This window comes from Flavobacterium palustre (genome assembly GCF_014639535.1).
In the GTDB taxonomy this organism is placed as follows: domain Bacteria; phylum Bacteroidota; class Bacteroidia; order Flavobacteriales; family Flavobacteriaceae; genus Flavobacterium; species Flavobacterium palustre.
Map to the genome: position 1 here is coordinate 185,787 of NZ_BMGA01000005.1, position 17,044 is coordinate 202,830.

The 17,044-nt window shown below is 35.7% G+C and carries 8 protein-coding genes; 1 reads left to right on the top strand and 7 read right to left on the bottom strand.

Annotated features, from left to right (window positions below; genetic code table 11):
* Window positions 1–62: 62 nt before the first annotated feature.
* The 3 genes from IEV84_RS11285 to IEV84_RS11295 all read right to left on the bottom strand — a co-directional run bounded on the left by IEV84_RS11285 (window position 63) and on the right by IEV84_RS11295 (window position 5,609).
* Complete coding sequence (locus IEV84_RS11285; RefSeq protein ID WP_188494390.1) at window positions 63–2,834, bottom strand: bifunctional aconitate hydratase 2/2-methylisocitrate dehydratase; 2,772 nt, start codon at window positions 2,832–2,834, stop codon at window positions 63–65.
* 316 nt (window positions 2,835–3,150) lie between these two features.
* Window positions 3,151–4,104, bottom strand: a complete 954-nt coding sequence (locus IEV84_RS11290; protein ID WP_188494391.1) for an AAA family ATPase — start codon at window positions 4,102–4,104, stop codon at window positions 3,151–3,153.
* A 77-nt stretch (window positions 4,105–4,181) separates the two neighbouring features.
* Window positions 4,182–5,609 (bottom strand): peptidylprolyl isomerase, encoded by a 1,428-nt coding sequence (locus tag IEV84_RS11295; RefSeq protein WP_188494392.1) that lies wholly within the window; start codon window positions 5,607–5,609, stop codon window positions 4,182–4,184.
* A 330-nt stretch (window positions 5,610–5,939) separates the two neighbouring features.
* Here IEV84_RS11295 and IEV84_RS11300 point away from each other — a divergent pair, with 330 nt between their 5' ends.
* Window positions 5,940–7,529, top strand: a complete 1,590-nt coding sequence (locus tag IEV84_RS11300) for a peptide chain release factor 3 (protein WP_188494393.1) — start codon at window positions 5,940–5,942, stop codon at window positions 7,527–7,529.
* A 74-nt stretch (window positions 7,530–7,603) separates the two neighbouring features.
* Here IEV84_RS11300 and IEV84_RS11305 read toward each other — a convergent pair whose 3' ends face one another.
* The 4 genes from IEV84_RS11305 to rpoB all read right to left on the bottom strand — a co-directional run bounded on the left by IEV84_RS11305 (window position 7,604) and on the right by rpoB (window position 16,899).
* Window positions 7,604–7,954 carry a hypothetical protein gene (locus IEV84_RS11305; RefSeq protein ID WP_188494394.1) on the bottom strand — a complete coding sequence of 117 codons (351 nt, stop codon included), beginning with the start codon at window positions 7,952–7,954 and terminating at the stop codon, window positions 7,604–7,606.
* A gap of 160 nt (window positions 7,955–8,114) precedes the next feature.
* Complete coding sequence (locus IEV84_RS11310; RefSeq protein ID WP_188494395.1) at window positions 8,115–8,417, bottom strand: DUF3467 domain-containing protein; 303 nt, start codon at window positions 8,415–8,417, stop codon at window positions 8,115–8,117.
* A 98-nt stretch (window positions 8,418–8,515) separates the two neighbouring features.
* On the bottom strand, window positions 8,516–12,826 hold the full coding sequence (gene rpoC, locus IEV84_RS11315) for a DNA-directed RNA polymerase subunit beta' (RefSeq protein ID WP_188494396.1): 4,311 nt from the start codon (window positions 12,824–12,826) through the stop codon (window positions 8,516–8,518).
* A gap of 260 nt (window positions 12,827–13,086) precedes the next feature.
* Window positions 13,087–16,899, bottom strand: a complete 3,813-nt coding sequence (rpoB, locus tag IEV84_RS11320) for a DNA-directed RNA polymerase subunit beta (protein ID WP_188494397.1) — start codon at window positions 16,897–16,899, stop codon at window positions 13,087–13,089.
* Between the last annotated feature and the right edge of the window lie 145 nt (window positions 16,900–17,044).

The following is a 17,044-nucleotide window of genomic DNA, read 5'->3' on the forward strand; positions in this document are numbered from 1 at the left end:
TAGCAACAAAAAAAGCCCGAGTCAATGACTCAGGCTTTTGATAATATTAACTATTTATGTTATTATTTAACTAATAACTTGTGAGAAGGAGCAAACTTAGTTAAGTTGATTCCTTCTACAGCTGCTGTATATTCTTCAATTGTTGGTGTTCTTCCAAGCACTGTAGATAAAACTACAACCGGAGTAGATGAAAGTAATGATTCTCCTTTTTTCTCAGCAGTATCTTCCACAACCCTTCCTTGGAATAAACGAGTAGATGTTGCCATTACAGTATCTCCTTTAGAAGCTTTCTCTTGGTTACCCATACAAAGGTTACATCCAGGGCGCTCTAAATACAACATTTTTTCATACTCTGTACGTGCTGCCGCTTTAGGTGCGTTGTCATCAAATTCAAAACCTGAATATTTTTGTAACACTTCCCAGTCACCTTCCGCTTTCAATTCATCAACAATATTGTAAGTAGGAGGAGCCACTACAAGAGGAGCCTTAAATTCAACTTTACCTTGTTGCGCTTCAATATTTTTAAGCATCTGAGCAAGGATTTTCATATCTCCTTTATGAACCATACAAGAACCAATAAATCCAAGATCTACTTTTTTCTCTCCTCCGTAGAAAGAAAGTGGTCTGATAGTATCGTGAGTATAACGTTTAGAAACATCCGCATTATTTACGTCCGGATCAGCAATCATTGGCTCAGCAATTACATCAAGATCAACAACAACTTCAGCATAATATTTAGCATTTGCATCCGGAGTTAAAGCTGGTTTTTCACCAGATCTGATCTCAGCAATTCTTTTATCTGCTTTTGCAATCAATCCTTTCAATACCTGCTTAGCATTATCCATACCTTTATCAATCATGATCTGGATTCTGCCTTTAGCTATTTCTAATGATTCAATCAAAGTTTCATCCTCAGAAATACAGATAGAAGCTTTCGCTTTCATTTCCGCAGTCCAGTCAGTAAATGTGAAGGCCTGATCAGCAGTAAGTGTTCCAATATGAACTTCAATAATTCTACCTTGGAATACATTTTCACCACCAAATTGTTTCAACATCTGAGACTGAGTAGCATGAACTACATCACGGAAATCCATATAAGATTTCATCTCTCCTTTAAAAGTCACTTTTACAGACTCCGGAATTGGCATAGAAGCCTCACCAGTAGCTAATGCAAGAGCTACAGTTCCTGAGTCAGCACCAAAAGCAACACCTTTTGACATTCTTGTATGAGAGTCACCACCAATAATGATAGCCCATTCATCAATAGTAATATCATTAAGTACTTTGTGGATTACGTCAGTCATTGAGTGATAAACACCTTTAGGATCACGAGCCGTAATCAAACCAAAGTTATTCATGAATTTCATCAATTTTGGAATATTAGCCTGCGCTTTTTTATCCCATACAGAAGCAGTATGACAACCTGATTGGTAAGCACCATCAACGATTGGAGAAATCACTGTAGCAGCCATAGACTCTAATTCCTGAGCTGTCATCAAACCTGTAGTATCCTGAGAACCTACAATGTTTACTTCTACACGAACATCAGAACCTGCGTGCAATACTTTTCCTGGAGTAGTTCCTACAGCATTTCTGTTGAAGATTTTTTCAACCGCTGTTAAACCTTGACCTTCATGAGAAATTTCTTTTGAAGGAGCAAATACTAAAGGAGCTTCAATTCCTAGAGTTTTAGCAGCGAATGTTTGTAATTTTTTTCCAAATACAATAGCATAAGACCCACCCGCTTTAATGAACTCCATTTTTTGAGGAGTGAATGCTTTAGCGACATCGATTAATTCTTCATCGCCATTGTATAATTTTTTAGTTTTTGTATTGATTGTTAAAACAGTTCCTGTAGCTACAGAATACGCTTGTTCTAAAACAGGCTCTCCGCTTTCGTTACGAACAACATTTCCTGCTGCATCAGTTTTTTTAACCCAGTTTTTAAGATCAAGTCCAATACCACCGGTTACATCAACTGTAGTTAAGAAAATAGGAGAAATACCGTTTGTACCTCCTACGATTGGAGCAAAATTCACAAACGGAACATAAGGACTTGCTTGTTTACCTGTCCAAAGTGCCACGTTGTTTACTCCTGACATACGTGAAGAACCTACTCCCATTGTTCCTTTTTCAGCAATTAACATCACTGATTTATCAGGATGTTGTGCCTGCAAAGCTTTGATTTCCTCTTGTGCCTGAGGAGTAATCATACATTTTCCGTGTAATTCACGGTCTGAACGAGAGTGAGCCTGATTTCCCGGAGAAAGTAAATCGGTTGAAATATCTCCTTCTCCGGCGATATAAGTTACCACTTTAATCTCTTCAGCAACTTCAGGAAGTTTTGTAAAGAATTCCGCTTTTGCATAACTCTCTAAAATATCTTTTGCAACAGCATTACCATTTTCAAAAGCTTCTTTCAAACGAGCTGTATCGGCATCATAAAGATAAACCTGAGTTTTAAGTACATCAGCAGCCTGTTGAGCAACAGCAGTATCATTACCTAAAGCTAAGTCAAGTAACACCTCGATAGAAGGTCCACCTTTCATGTGTGACAATAATTCAAAAGCAAAAGCAGGTGTAATTTCTTTCACCACAGATTCACCAAGAATAATCTCTTTTAAGAACTTCGCTTTAGCACCAGCAGCGCTAGTGGTTCCAGGCAAGGTGTTGTAAATAAAAAATTTAAGCGAATCTTCTCTGTGAGCGTTTTCTAAATCTTTAATTTGCTCAATGATTTCGCTCAACAATGCAGCGTCATCAATTGGTTTAGGATGAAGTCCTTGTACTTTACGTTCTTCGATTTCCTTGATGTAATCGTTATAAATGTTCATAATTGAATTCTTTGTTAATGGCAAATTTCTTGATTAATCAATTCCAAAAGCCATAATATTTAGGTGATTTTTATTTATTTGTGATGCAAATTTAGGTATTTAAGCCGAGAATTAAAAACAATTTAATTCCCCTGCCTAATCAAAACAATTATTATTGAAAATTATTCATTCAGAAAGCATTAAACTAAGAAAAAAACAAATTTTAACTTAATTTATAAACAATCAATAATGCGTAAAACTATTTTCTAACAAACTTAAAACATGTTGTTACATAGAAAATACTATTTTGAGCACTAAGCTTACTATTTAAAAGAGATCAGACAAGTTTTGCTATTATCATTTCTTCGGTAATACCTTCAGCATCGGCTTTGTAATTTTTAATAATTCGATGCCTCAAAACTGAAGTCGCCACAGCCACTACATCTTCAATATCAGGAGAGAATTTCCCATTAAAAGCAGCATGCGCTTTTGCTGCCAAAATCAAATTTTGTGATGCTCTCGGACCGGCTCCCCAATCCAAATAATTCCTAACAAAATCTGTTGCCAAATTATTATCCGGACGGGTTTTGCTTACTAAAGTCACTGCATATTCCACTACATTGTCAGCAACAGGAATTCGACGGATTAAATGCTGAAAATCGATAATTTCCTGAGCCGTAAACAATGGATTTATTTTTTGATTTACATCAGAAGTTGTTCTTTTAACTACCTGAACTTCTTCTTCAAAAGAAGGATAAACCAATTTCACCGCAAACATAAATCGATCCAACTGTGCTTCAGGCAAAGGATAAGTCCCTTCCTGCTCGATTGGATTTTGCGTAGCTAAAACAAAATAAGGCAAATCTAATTTATGATTCACTCCGGCTATCGTTACCGAACGCTCCTGCATGGCTTCCAGCAAAGCAGCCTGTGTTTTAGGCGGAGTTCTGTTGATTTCATCGGCTAAAATAATATTCGAAAAAACAGGTCCTTTTACAAATTTAAACTGACGATTTTCATCCAGAATTTCACTTCCCAAAATATCCGACGGCATCAAATCAGGCGTAAATTGGATCCTTTTGAACTGTAGTCCCAAAGCTTCCGAAATGGTATTCACCATCAAGGTTTTAGCCAAACCGGGAACTCCTACCAAAAGCGCATGTCCTCCTGAAAAAACACACAACAACAACTGATCGATAACTTCTTCCTGACCAACAATTTTTTTCGCTATTTCTTTTTTCAACTCAGCTCTTTTCTGAACTAAATTATGTATTGCCGCTACATCAGACATTATAAACTATTTTAAATTAAAAAAGAGCTAACCCTATGAATTCATAAAGCTAACTCTTTTTAGTTATTTTGACCAAATTATTTTTTCAACCAATTATTTGTAAAACTACAATCTCTGTATTCTCCAATGATTTTAATGTAAGTCTCTTTAATTTTCTCGTCAAACCATTTTCCGATAGCTTTGATTTGTTTTTCTTTTAATGCCAAATCTTTAATCTTAACATAATCCTGGGCATAATCGGCAGTATGTTCATTAATTCTATTGGTAACAGTCACAATTTTATATTGTTTTTTCCCTGATTTTGTTTCATCCAAAACCGGTAACGAAATCTCACTATCTTTCAAATTTGAAACTTGCGAATACAATTCAGGATCCATCTTAGTCAGTTCAAAACGAGTATCCTGAGTATTAGGATTAATCAAAACTCCGCCATTAGCTCTTGTTTCCTTTTGGTCCGACATCGTTCTTGCTGCATCTGCAAATGAAATTTCTTTATCTACGATACGCTTTCTAATCAAATTGATTTTTTCTTTTGCTTCATCTAAAGCTTCTTTACTCACTGTTGGCGTTAATAATATATGACGCAATTCCAGCTCCTGACCTTTAATCTTTTCTAAATAAATAATATGAAAACCATATTCCGTTTCAAAAGGAGCTGATATTTCCCCCTCCTCTAAACTAAAAGCAACATCTTTAAACTCTTTTACAAAAGGGGTTTTTCTGGTCATTTTATAAAAACCACCACTAGACCTGGAACCCGGATCCTGAGAATACAAAACGGCTTTTGTAGCAAAACTGGAACCTTCCTGAATATCTTTCTTAAAACCATTCAGGCGGTCAATAACTTTTTGTTTTTCAACCTGAGTAATTTTAGGTTCTACAATAATCTGCGAAACTTCCATCTCGGCACCAAAAACCGGCAATTCATCTTTTGGCAGTTTTTTAAAGAAATTACGAACCTCTTCCGGTGTGATTTCAACTCCATCAACAATTTTATCACGCATTGCAGCTGTTAACTTATTCTCTTTTAAAATATCAAAAAAATAGCTTCTAAATTCTTCCTCAGTATCTTTTTTATAATACTTAACCACTTTTTCCATCGAACCAAGCTGTTGCACCATATAACTCAATCGTTCATCCATCATCGATTTTACCTCAGTATCGGTTACCTTAACACTATCCTGAATAGCCTGATGTGCATATAATTTATCTTCAAGTAGTTTACCTAACATCTGGCATCTTGTAATATCTTTAACAGAACCACCCTGACTGGAAATTTCTAAAAATGCCTTATCAATATCCGAATCCAAAATAATATAATCTCCAACATTAGCTATAACTCCGTCAATTTTTTGCCTTTGACCGGTTGTTACTTTTTTCTCTGCAACAACACTGTCTTTTATTATTTCCTGAGCAACCACAACAGTATTTAAAGAAAAAAGTGCAAAAAACAGAAGTGCAATTTTAATATTTACGGATTTCATTCTTAAGGATTTTAAAGGCATTTTCTTTTGGGAATTTTATTTTCGGCTGTTGTTATTGGAACGCAATTGATCAATTGACAAAACAACAACTTAAAAGCACATTATTTATAATTTGTTATGATAAAAACGAACAAAAATAACAATTCAATTACATTATACAACTATCCACCTGACTATTAACAAAAAATTATCTTCAAAAAACAAGCAATTCAGATAGAGGATATACCAATACTGAATCTCAAAGCCTAAAAAAGATATATCCACATCAGAAAACCAACAAATAAACAGCTTACTTATTTATTTTCAAATCGCATATATAAATAGTACTTTTGCAAACCATTTATACAAAATATGAGCTTTTTAAAAGAAATACAACGTAGAAGAACCTTTGGAATTATCTCGCATCCCGATGCCGGAAAAACAACTCTTACTGAAAAATTACTGCTTTTTGGAGGAGCAATCCAGGAAGCCGGAGCGGTAAAAAACAACAAAATTAAAAAAGGAGCTACTAGTGACTTTATGGAAATCGAGCGTCAAAGAGGAATCTCGGTTTCGACTTCTGTCTTAGCATTTAATTATAAAGACAAAAAAATCAACATTCTCGATACGCCCGGACACAAGGATTTTGCTGAGGATACTTTTAGAACTTTAACTGCTGTTGACAGTGTTATCGTGGTAATTGACGTAGCAAAAGGAGTTGAGGAACAAACTGAAAAATTAGTTGCGGTTTGCAGAATGCGAAAAATTCCAATTATCGTTTTCATCAACAAATTAGACCGCGAAGGACACGATGCTTTTGATTTGATGGATGAAGTAGAACAAAAATTAGGTCTTACCGTTACACCTTTGAGTTTTCCTATTGGAATGGGGTATGATTTTCAGGGAATCTACAATCTTTGGGAACAAAACATCAACTTATTTAGCGGAGACAGCCGTAAAAACATCGAAGAAACTATTGCTTTTGAAGATGTTCAAAGTCCTGAATTAGAAAAAATAATTGGTCAAAAACCGGCAGACAGATTACGTGAAGAATTAGAATTAATTGATGAAGTTTATCCAAAATTCAATCAGCAGGATTATCTGGACGGAAAATTACAACCTGTATTTTTTGGTTCTGCCTTAAACAACTTTGGAGTTCGCGAATTGTTAGACTGCTTTGTCACCATTGCACCATCTCCAAGAGCGAAAGAATCAGAAACCAGATTAGTCGATCCAAAAGAAGAAAAACTTTCCGGTTTTGTTTTTAAAATCCACGCCAACATGGATCCAAAACACCGTGACCGTTTGGCTTTTATCAAAATTGTTTCAGGAACTTTTGAAAGAAACAAACCGTATTATCATGTTCGTCAAAAGAAGAATTTAAAATTCTCCAGTCCGAATGCCTTTTTTGCTGAGAAAAAAGAAATTGTTGATATATCCTACCCCGGAGATATTGTAGGTCTTCACGATACCGGAAACTTTAAAATTGGAGATACTTTGACCGAAGGCGAAATCATGAACTTTAAAGGAATTCCAAGTTTCTCTCCGGAACACTTTAGATACATCAATAATGCCGATCCAATGAAAGCTAAACAATTGGATAAAGGTGTAGATCAGTTAATGGACGAAGGTGTGGCGCAGTTGTTTACTTTAGAAATGAACAACCGAAAAGTAATTGGTACTGTAGGAGCACTTCAATACGAAGTAATTCAATACCGTTTAGAACACGAATATGGCGCAAAATGTACTTATGAGAACTTCCCGGTTCACAAAGCGTGTTGGGTAAAACCGGATGATGCCAAAAATGAGGAATTTAAAGAGTTCAAGCGAATCAAACAAAAATTCCTTGCTAAAGACAAATACGATCAATTGGTATTTCTGGCAGATTCAGATTTTACAATTCAAATGACTCAAAATAAATACCCTAGTGTTAAATTGTTTTTTACTTCTGAATTAGACTAAAAACAACACTTTACTCCATAAAAAAACGTCCCGATAGCTATCGGGACGTTTTTTTATAATTTTATTTAGTATTCTTAAGACAATGAATTTTCATAATTTACTACTTTTTTCAAAAAAGCTTTAATCAATAAACGATTAGGTGCAATCCCTGATGTAATAATTGATTTTTTAGCATTAGCTTCAGCAGATAAAGTAGAATTAGGATCTTGTTTGGTACCCATAAACCACAATGCAAATTCCATATTTGAGGTAGCTCTTGAACTTTCTAATTTTACATTTGTTGTAGCCTCTTTTCCGTCAAAACCAACATTGGAAATAGCTTGATCTTGTGCAAAAGCAGAAAAAGAAAACATGAAAAACAACACTAACACAACTATTATTTGTGTCAATTTTGAATCAGTGTTATTTGTTTTTACGTTGTTCATGGCGTTGTTATTACAATTATGATTTTATTATGAAACAAATCTATTGCAATACAAAAACAGTAAAAAACATTTCCGACAAACTACTCTAAAACTCGTTTACTTACTAAAAAACCGCAACCAAAGACATAAAAAAAGGCTTTCTCAACGAAAGCCTCTATCTTTATGCTTGTCCTGCCGGACCAAAATTTAGTGGAATAGGAGCTTGCTCTGTTTCCTTAATTTCTCCATGAGCCATTTCGAAACGGTGAATATTTTCGCCTATAGCTTTTAATAACCGCTTAGCATGTTGCGGAGTCAAAACAATTCTTGATTTCACCTTTGCCTTAGGTACCCCCGGCATAATGCTCACAAAGTCTAAAACAAACTCTGAAGCCGAGTGATTAATAATTGCTAAATTAGAATAAATTCCTTCGGCTGTTTTTTCGTCTAATTCAATATTGATTTGTTCTTGTTGTTCTTTCATATCAGATCTTTTTATAAACTAAAAAGTTAAAAGTAAAAAAAATAGAAAGACTACACAGGGTAATCTTTCTATTTTTTAATTTAAAGTATATTATTTATTTAATAAATATATTCTTCTTTGTTTGCCATCATATCGTTGTAATCTTCTTTAGAACCAACAATAGCATTATCATATTCTCTCATACCTGTACCAGCAGGGATTCTGTGTCCTACGATAACATTCTCTTTCAATCCTTCTAAAAGATCTACTTTTCCGGCAACAGCAGCCTCGTTTAATACTTTTGTCGTTTCCTGGAACGAAGCAGCAGAGATAAACGATTTTGTTTGAAGTGAAGCTCTGGTAATACCTTGTAACACCGGAGTTGCAGTTGCAGTAACTACATCGCGGGCAACTACCAGGTTTTTATCAGTACGTTTCAATAAAGAATTCTCATCTCTTAATTGACGTGGCGTCACAATTTGACCTTCTTTTAAGTTTGCAGAATCTCCTGCATCCTCAACCACTTTCATACCATACAACTTATCATTTTCAACGATAAAGTCTTTTGTATGAATCAATTGATCTTCTAAGAACAATGTATCTCCCGGATCCTGAACCTGAACTTTACGCATCATTTGACGGATAACTACCTCAAAGTGCTTATCATTGATTTTTACCCCTTGCAAACGGTAAACCTCTTGAATTTCATTAACCAAATACTGTTGAACAGCTGATGGCCCTTGAATTCTCAAGATATCGTCAGGTGTGATAGCACCATCAGATAATGGAGAACCTGCTCTTACGAAGTCATTTTCCTGAACAAGAATTTGGCTGGATAATTTCACCAAATATTTCTTAACCTCACCAAATTTAGATTCGATAATGATCTCACGGTTACCTCTTTTGATTTTTCCAAAAGATACAACACCATCAATCTCAGAAACTACAGCTGGGTTAGAAGGATTACGAGCCTCTAAAAGCTCAGTAATTCTTGGTAAACCTCCCGTGATATCTCCTGATTTAGAAGAACGACGTGGGATTTTAACCAATACTTTACCTGCTTTAATTTTCTCTCCATCTTCTACCATAAGGTGAGCACCTACCGGTAAGTTGTAAGAACGAATCAATTCACCATCTTTACCATAAACTAATAAAGTAGGAATTAATTTTTTATTTCTGGCTTCAGAGATTACTTTTTCCTGGAATCCTGTTTGCTCATCGATTTCAACCATGAACGTTTGTCCCTGCTCTAAATCTTCGTAAGCAATTTTTCCTGTAAATTCAGAAACAATTACCCCGTTATATGGATCCCACTTACAGATAACCTCTCCTTTTCCGATAGACTGACCGTCTTTCACATAAATACTAGATCCGTAAGGAATATTATGCGTATTTAAAACAATTCCTGTTTTCTCGTCAATTAATTTCAATTCAGTAGAACGTGAAATAACGATATCTACTTCATTTCCTTCGTTATCTTCTCCTTTTACTGTTTTCAGGTCTTCTACTTCAAGTCTTCCTGGGAATTTAGCAATAATACTAGACTCTTCAGAAATACCTCCTGCAACCCCTCCAACGTGGAATGTACGAAGTGTTAACTGTGTACCTGGCTCACCAATAGACTGAGCAGCAATTACACCAACAGCCTCACCTCTTTGAGTCATTTTTCCGGTTGCTAAGTTACGTCCGTAACATTTAGCACAAATACCTTTTAATGCCTCACAAGTTAATGGAGAACGAACTTCTACTTTCTCTAAAGGAGAAGCTTCGATAGCTTTAACAATAGTTTCGGTAATTTGTTGCCCTGAAGCAACTAATACTTCATTAGTCAAAGGATTAATTACGTCTTGTAACGCAACACGTCCTAAGATTCTTTCTCCTAATGACTCAACAATTTCCTCATTCTTTTTCAATGCTGAAACTTCAACACCTCTAAGAGTACCACAATCTTCGATGTTAACAATAACGTCTTGAGAAACGTCATGTAATCTACGAGTCAAGTATCCTGCATCGGCAGTTTTAAGAGCCGTATCCGCAAGACCTTTACGAGCACCGTGAGTAGAGATAAAGTACTCAAGGATAGAAAGACCTTCCTTAAAGTTAGAAAGAATCGGGTTTTCAATAATCTCACCACCACCAGCAGTCGATTTTTTAGGCTTAGCCATCAAACCACGCATACCGGTTAACTGACGAATCTGTTCTTTAGATCCACGAGCTCCGGAATCAAGCATCATGTACACAGAGTTGAAACCTTGTTGGTCTTCTCTAATGTTTTTCATTGCTAATTCTGTCAATTGTGCATTCGCAGAAGTCCATACGTCAATAACCTGGTTGTAACGCTCGTTATTAGTAATAAGACCCATGTTATAGTTAGAAGAAATTCCTTCTACCTGCTCTCTGGCGTCAGCAATCAATTGTGTTTTTTGCTCTGGAATTCTAATATCACCTAATGAGAATGATAATCCTCCGCGGAATGCGAATTTATACCCCATATCTTTCATGTTATCCAAGAAGGCAGCCGTTTCAGGTACACTTGTTGAATTTAATACGTGACCGATAATATCTCTAAGATTTTTCTTAGTCAATACTTCATTGATATATCCAGCTGCCGGAGGAACTACTTCGTTAAATAATACACGTCCTGCAGTGGTTTGGATAATTTGGTAAACCAAATCTCCTTCTTCATTAAAATCTTTTGCTCTGATTTTCACACGAGCATTCAATTCTAATCTGCCTTCGTTTAAGGCAATATTTACTTCTTCAGCAGAGTAAAAAGTTAATCCTTCTCCTAAAATTTTCTTTTCCGGAGTTGACAAACGCTCTTTGGTCATATAATAAAGACCCAAAACCATGTCCTGAGAAGGTACTGTAATAGGAGCACCGTTAGCAGGGTTCAGGATGTTGTGAGAAGCAAGCATTAATAATTGAGCTTCAAGGATTGCTTCTGGTCCTAATGGCAAGTGAACCGCCATCTGGTCACCATCAAAATCCGCGTTGAAAGCCGTACATACTAATGGGTGTAATTGAATCGCTTTTCCTTCAATTAATTTTGGTTGGAAAGCCTGAATACCTAGTCTGTGCAAAGTAGGAGCACGGTTCAGTAATACTGGATGTCCTTTAATTACATTTTCTAAGATATCCCAAACTACAGGTTCTTTTTTATCTATAATTTTCTTAGCAGATTTAACTGTTTTTACAATTCCTCTTTCTATCAATTTACGGATAACAAAAGGTTTGTATAATTCAGCTGCCATATCTTTTGGCAATCCACATTCGAATAATTTCAATTCAGGACCAACAACAATTACCGAACGAGCAGAATAATCCACACGTTTTCCAAGTAAGTTTTGACGGAAACGTCCTTGCTTACCTTTTAAGGAATCAGATAATGATTTTAATGGTCTGTTAGATTCTGTTTTAACAGCAGAAGCTTTACGAGTGTTATCAAATAATGAATCTACTGATTCTTGTAACATACGTTTTTCGTTTCTTAAGATAACTTCCGGAGCTTTAATCTCCATTAATCTTTTCAAACGGTTGTTACGAATAATTACACGACGGTATAAGTCATTCAAATCTGAAGTTGCAAAACGACCTCCATCAAGCGGCACAAGCGGACGTAATTCCGGTGGAATAACTGGAACCACTTTCATAATCATCCATTCAGGACGATTTTCGCGGTTTAAGTTAGACTCACGGAAAGATTCAACAACTTGTAATCTTTTTAATGCTTCTGTTTTACGTTGTTTAGACGTTTCGTTATTAGCTGAGTGTCTTAATTGGTAAGACAATTGATCTAAATCAATACGAGCTAATAAATCCATAATACACTCTGCTCCCATTTTGGCAACAAATTTATTAGGATCAAAATCATCTAAATATTGGTTGTCCTGAGGAAGTGTATCTAAAATATTCAAATATTCTTCTTCAGTTAAGAAATCTAATCTTTGTAATGATTCTCCATCTGCATTTTTAGCAATACCTGCCTGGATTACTACGTATCTTTCGTAGTAAATAATCATATCTAATTTCTTAGATGGAAGTCCAAGGATATAACCAATTTTATTAGGAAGAGAACGGAAATACCAAATATGAGCAATTGGTACCACCAAGTTGATGTGTCCAACTCTGTCACGACGTACTTTTTTCTCAGTAACTTCAACACCACAACGGTCACAAATAATTCCTTTATAACGGATTCTTTTGTATTTACCACAAGCACATTCGAAATCTTTTACCGGTCCGAAGATTCTTTCGCAGAAAAGTCCGTCACGCTCTGGTTTGTGAGTTCTGTAGTTGATAGTTTCCGGCTTTAAAACTTCACCTCTTGATTCTTTCAAGATGGATTCAGGAGAAGCTAGTCCTATCGAAATTTTGTCAAACCTTTTTACTTGGTTTTTCTCTTTATTATTATTTCTATTATTCATCATAGTTTTTACTATTGATTTATTTGCAATTAAAAATTGATTTTGGTTTATGAAATTCAAAAAACCACTACCTCGAATTACTTCTCTAAACTTCAAAACGCATTTTTTGAAGTGCTAGTTATAAAAACCTTTTGGTTCATATAAAAAATCGGAACGGTTTACGGGTATAAATCCTGAAAACTAATTAAAAAAGTGTTCAGTATTCAGTCTTTAGTGTTCAGTTTATCACTGATTACTAAAAACTGAACACTGTTCACTGAATACTATTCTTCTAATCTGATATCTAATCCAAGACCTTTCAATTCATGCATCAATACATTGAATGATTCTGGTAATCCTGGTTCTGGCATAGTTTCACCCTTAACGATAGCCTCGTAAGTTTTAGCTCTACCAATTACGTCATCCGATTTAACAGTTAAGATTTCTCTAAGTGTACTAGAAGCACCATAAGCCTCCAATGCCCAAACCTCCATCTCTCCAAAACGCTGACCTCCAAATTGAGCTTTACCTCCAAGTGGTTGTTGAGTAATCAACGAGTATGGTCCGATAGAACGTGCGTGCATCTTATCATCAACCATGTGTCCTAATTTCAACATGTAAATTACACCCACAGTTGCTGCCTGATGGAAACGCTCTCCTGTACCACCATCATAAAGATGTGTATGTCCAAAACGTGGAATTCCAGCTTCGTCAGTCAATTCATTGATTTGGTCAAGTGAAGCACCATCAAAAATTGGAGTAGCATATTTTCTACCTAATTTTTGTCCAGCCCATCCAAGAACAGTTTCATAAATTTGACCAATGTTCATACGAGAAGGCACCCCTAGTGGGTTCAACACGATATCAACTGGTGTTCCGTCTTCAAGGAAAGGCATATCTTCGTGACGAACGATTCTTGCAACAATACCTTTGTTACCGTGACGTCCCGCCATCTTATCCCCCACTTTCAACTTACGTTTCTTAGCGATATAAACTTTAGCTAATTTCAAAATTCCTGATGGTAATTCATCCCCAACAGTAATAGTGAATTTCTCTCTTCTTAAAGCACCTTGTAAATCGTTCAACTTAATTTTATAGTTATGAATCAAATCATTCACCATTTTATTAGTTGCATCATCAGCTACCCATTGACCTTTGCTTAAGTGAGCAAAATCTTCAACAGCGTAAAGCATTTTTTGAGTATATTTTTTACCTTTTGGTAAAACTTCTTCACCCAAATCGTTCATTACACCCTGAGATGTTTTTCCGTTTACGATTAAGAAAAGTTTTTCAATTAATCTATCTTTTAGCTCTGTAAATTTAACTTCGAACTCCATTTCAAGTGCTCCTAAAGCATCTTTGTCCTGAGTACGTTTACGTTTGTCTTTTACAGCTCTTGCAAATAATTTTTTGTCTAAAACCACACCGTGTAAAGATGGAGACGCTTTTAATGAAGCATCTTTTACATCACCAGCTTTATCCCCGAAGATAGCTCTTAAAAGTTTCTCTTCCGGAGTTGGATCTGATTCTCCTTTTGGTGTAATTTTTCCAATAAGAATATCACCAGGTTTAACCTCGGCACCAATTCTAATCATACCGTTTTCATCTAAGTCTTTAGTAGCCTCTTCAGAAACGTTAGGAATATCATTCGTTAACTCTTCGTTACCTAATTTTGTATCACGAACTTCTAATGAATAATCGTCTACGTGGATTGAAGTAAAGATATCATCACGAACTACTTTTTCAGAAATTACAATCGCATCCTCGAAGTTGTACCCTTTCCATGGCATGAACGCTACCTTTAAGTTTCTACCTAAAGCTAATTCACCATTTTCAGTAGCATATCCTTCTGACAATACTTGTCCTGGAACAACTCTGTCTCCTTTTCTTACGATAGGTTTCAAGTTGATACTTGTTCCCTGGTTAGTTTTTCTAAATTTAATTAAATTATATGTCTTTTCATCAGCATCAAAACTTACCATTCTTTCTTCCTCAGAACGATCGTATTTGATAGTAATGATATTAGCATCTACATATTCTACAGTACCATGCCCTTCAGCATTGATTAATACTCTGGAGTCAGAAGCTACCTGACGCTCTAAACCAGTACCTACAATCGGAGCTTCAGGACGAATCAATGGAACCGCCTGACGCATCATGTTAGATCCCATCAACGCACGGTTCGCATCATCATGCTCCAAGAAAGGAATCAAAGATGCAGAAATCGAAGCAATTTGATTAGGTGCAACGTCAGTATAATGAACTGCAGTTGGTTCAACGACCGGGAAGTCACCCTCTTCACGAGCAATAACATTACTAGCTGTAATTTTTCCAGAATCTTCCATTTCGATGTTTGCCTGAGCAATCAACATTCCTTCTTCTTCTTCAGCACTTAGGTAAGTAGGCTCAGAAACTAAATCAACTACACCTTCATTTACTTTACGGTAAGGAGTTTCGATGAATCCCATTCCGTTTACTTTAGCATAAACACCAAGAGAAGAAATCAAACCAATGTTTGGTCCCTCAGGAGTTTCAATAGGACATAAACGTCCGTAGTGCGTATAGTGAACGTCACGAACCTCAAATCCGGCTCTTTCTCTCGAAAGTCCACCTGGTCCAAGTGCAGATAATCTTCTTTTGTGTGTAATCTCAGCCAATGGATTCGTTTGATCCATAAATTGAGATAACTGGTTCGTACCAAAGAAAGAGTTGATAACTGATGATAATGTTTTAGCATTAATCAAATCAATTGGTGTAAACACCTCGTTATCTCTAACGTTCATTCTCTCACGAATAGTTCTGGCCATACGAGCTAAACCAACACCGAATTGTTGAGACAATTGTTCACCAACTGTTCTCACACGACGGTTTGATAAGTGGTCAATATCATCGATATCCGCCTTAGCGTTAATCAACTCAATTAAATACTTAACGATAGTAATGATATCTTCTTTGGTCAAAACTTGTTTGTCCATAGGGATATCAAGACTTAATTTTTTGTTCATTCTGTAACGACCTACTTCACCTAAGTTGTAACGTTGGTCAGAGAAGAACAATTTATCTATAATACCACGAGCAGTTTCTTCATCAGGCGGTTCTGCGTTACGCAATTGTCTGTAGATATGCTCAACAGCTTCTTTTTCAGAGTTTGTTGGATCTTTTTGTAATGTATTATGAATGATAGCGTAATCAGCCTGATTAGCATCTTCTTTATGTAACAAAATAGATTTAACGTTAGAATCGATGATCTCTTCAACATTATCTTTATCGATAATTGTATCACGATCAAGGATAATCTCGTTACGTTCGATAGAAACTACCTCTCCGGTATCCTCATCTACGAAATCCTCATGCCATGTATTCAATACACGGGCAGCCAATTTTCTACCGATGTATTTTTTAAGTCCTGTTTTAGAAACTTTAATTTCTTCAGCAAGGTCAAAAATTTCAAGGATATCCTTATCTCTTTCGAAACCGATAGCACGGAATAAAGTTGTTACAGGTAATTTTTTCTTTCTATCGATATAAGCATACATTACGCTGTTGATATCAGTAGAAAATTCAATCCAGGATCCTTTAAAAGGAATTACTCTGGCAGAATATAGTTTTGTTCCATTTGCGTGGAATGATTGTCCGAAGAAAACCCCTGGAGATCTGTGTAATTGAGAAACAACAACACGTTCAGCACCATTAATAACGAAAGTTCCACTTGGAGTCATGTAAGGAATAGTTCCTAAATAAACATCCTGAACAATAGTTTCAAAATCCTCGTGCTCTGGGTCAGTACAATATAGTTTCAACCTTGCTTTTAAAGGTACACTATGCGTTAGACCTCTCTCTATACATTCTTGAATTGTATAACGTGGTGGATCAACAAAATAATCTAGGAATTCCAATACAAAGTTGTTTCTTGTATCTGTAATTGGAAAGTTTTCCATGAAGGTGTTGTATAAACCTTCGTTGCCTCTTTCGTCTGATTTAGTTTCTAATTGAAAAAAATCTTGAAAAGATTTAACCTGAACATCCAGAAAATCGGGGTATTGAGGTATATTTTTTGTAGAGGCAAAATTCAATCTTTCAGTCTGATTTGTTATCATCAATGGACAAAATTTTGATTAAAAAAAGTAATTTTTTTGTGTAAAAACACACTGTTTAATTTATACTTTCTTTTTGTAATCAATACATCTTTAAAAACTAACTGATAAAATCCAGTCCGGTTTTCTGTCTTCGTATTGATCAAAA

Excerpts from the sequence above, each read along its gene's own strand:
- IEV84_RS11305 (WP_188494394.1), bottom strand. The coding sequence starts at position 7,954 with ATGAACAACGTAAAAACAAATAACACTGATTCAAAATTGACACAAATA.
- IEV84_RS11290 (WP_188494391.1), bottom strand. The coding sequence starts at position 4,104 with ATGTCTGATGTAGCGGCAATACATAATTTAGTTCAGAAAAGAGCTGAG.
- IEV84_RS11295 (WP_188494392.1), bottom strand. The coding sequence starts at position 5,609 with ATGCCTTTAAAATCCTTAAGAATGAAATCCGTAAATATTAAAATTGCA.
- IEV84_RS11310 (WP_188494395.1), bottom strand. The coding sequence starts at position 8,417 with ATGAAAGAACAACAAGAACAAATCAATATTGAATTAGACGAAAAAACA.
- IEV84_RS11285 (WP_188494390.1), bottom strand. The coding sequence starts at position 2,834 with ATGAACATTTATAACGATTACATCAAGGAAATCGAAGAACGTAAAGTA.
- rpoB (WP_188494397.1), bottom strand. The coding sequence starts at position 16,899 with ATGATAACAAATCAGACTGAAAGATTGAATTTTGCCTCTACAAAAAAT.
- IEV84_RS11300 (WP_188494393.1), top strand. The coding sequence starts at position 5,940 with ATGAGCTTTTTAAAAGAAATACAACGTAGAAGAACCTTTGGAATTATC.
- rpoC (WP_188494396.1), bottom strand. The coding sequence starts at position 12,826 with ATGATGAATAATAGAAATAATAATAAAGAGAAAAACCAAGTAAAAAGG.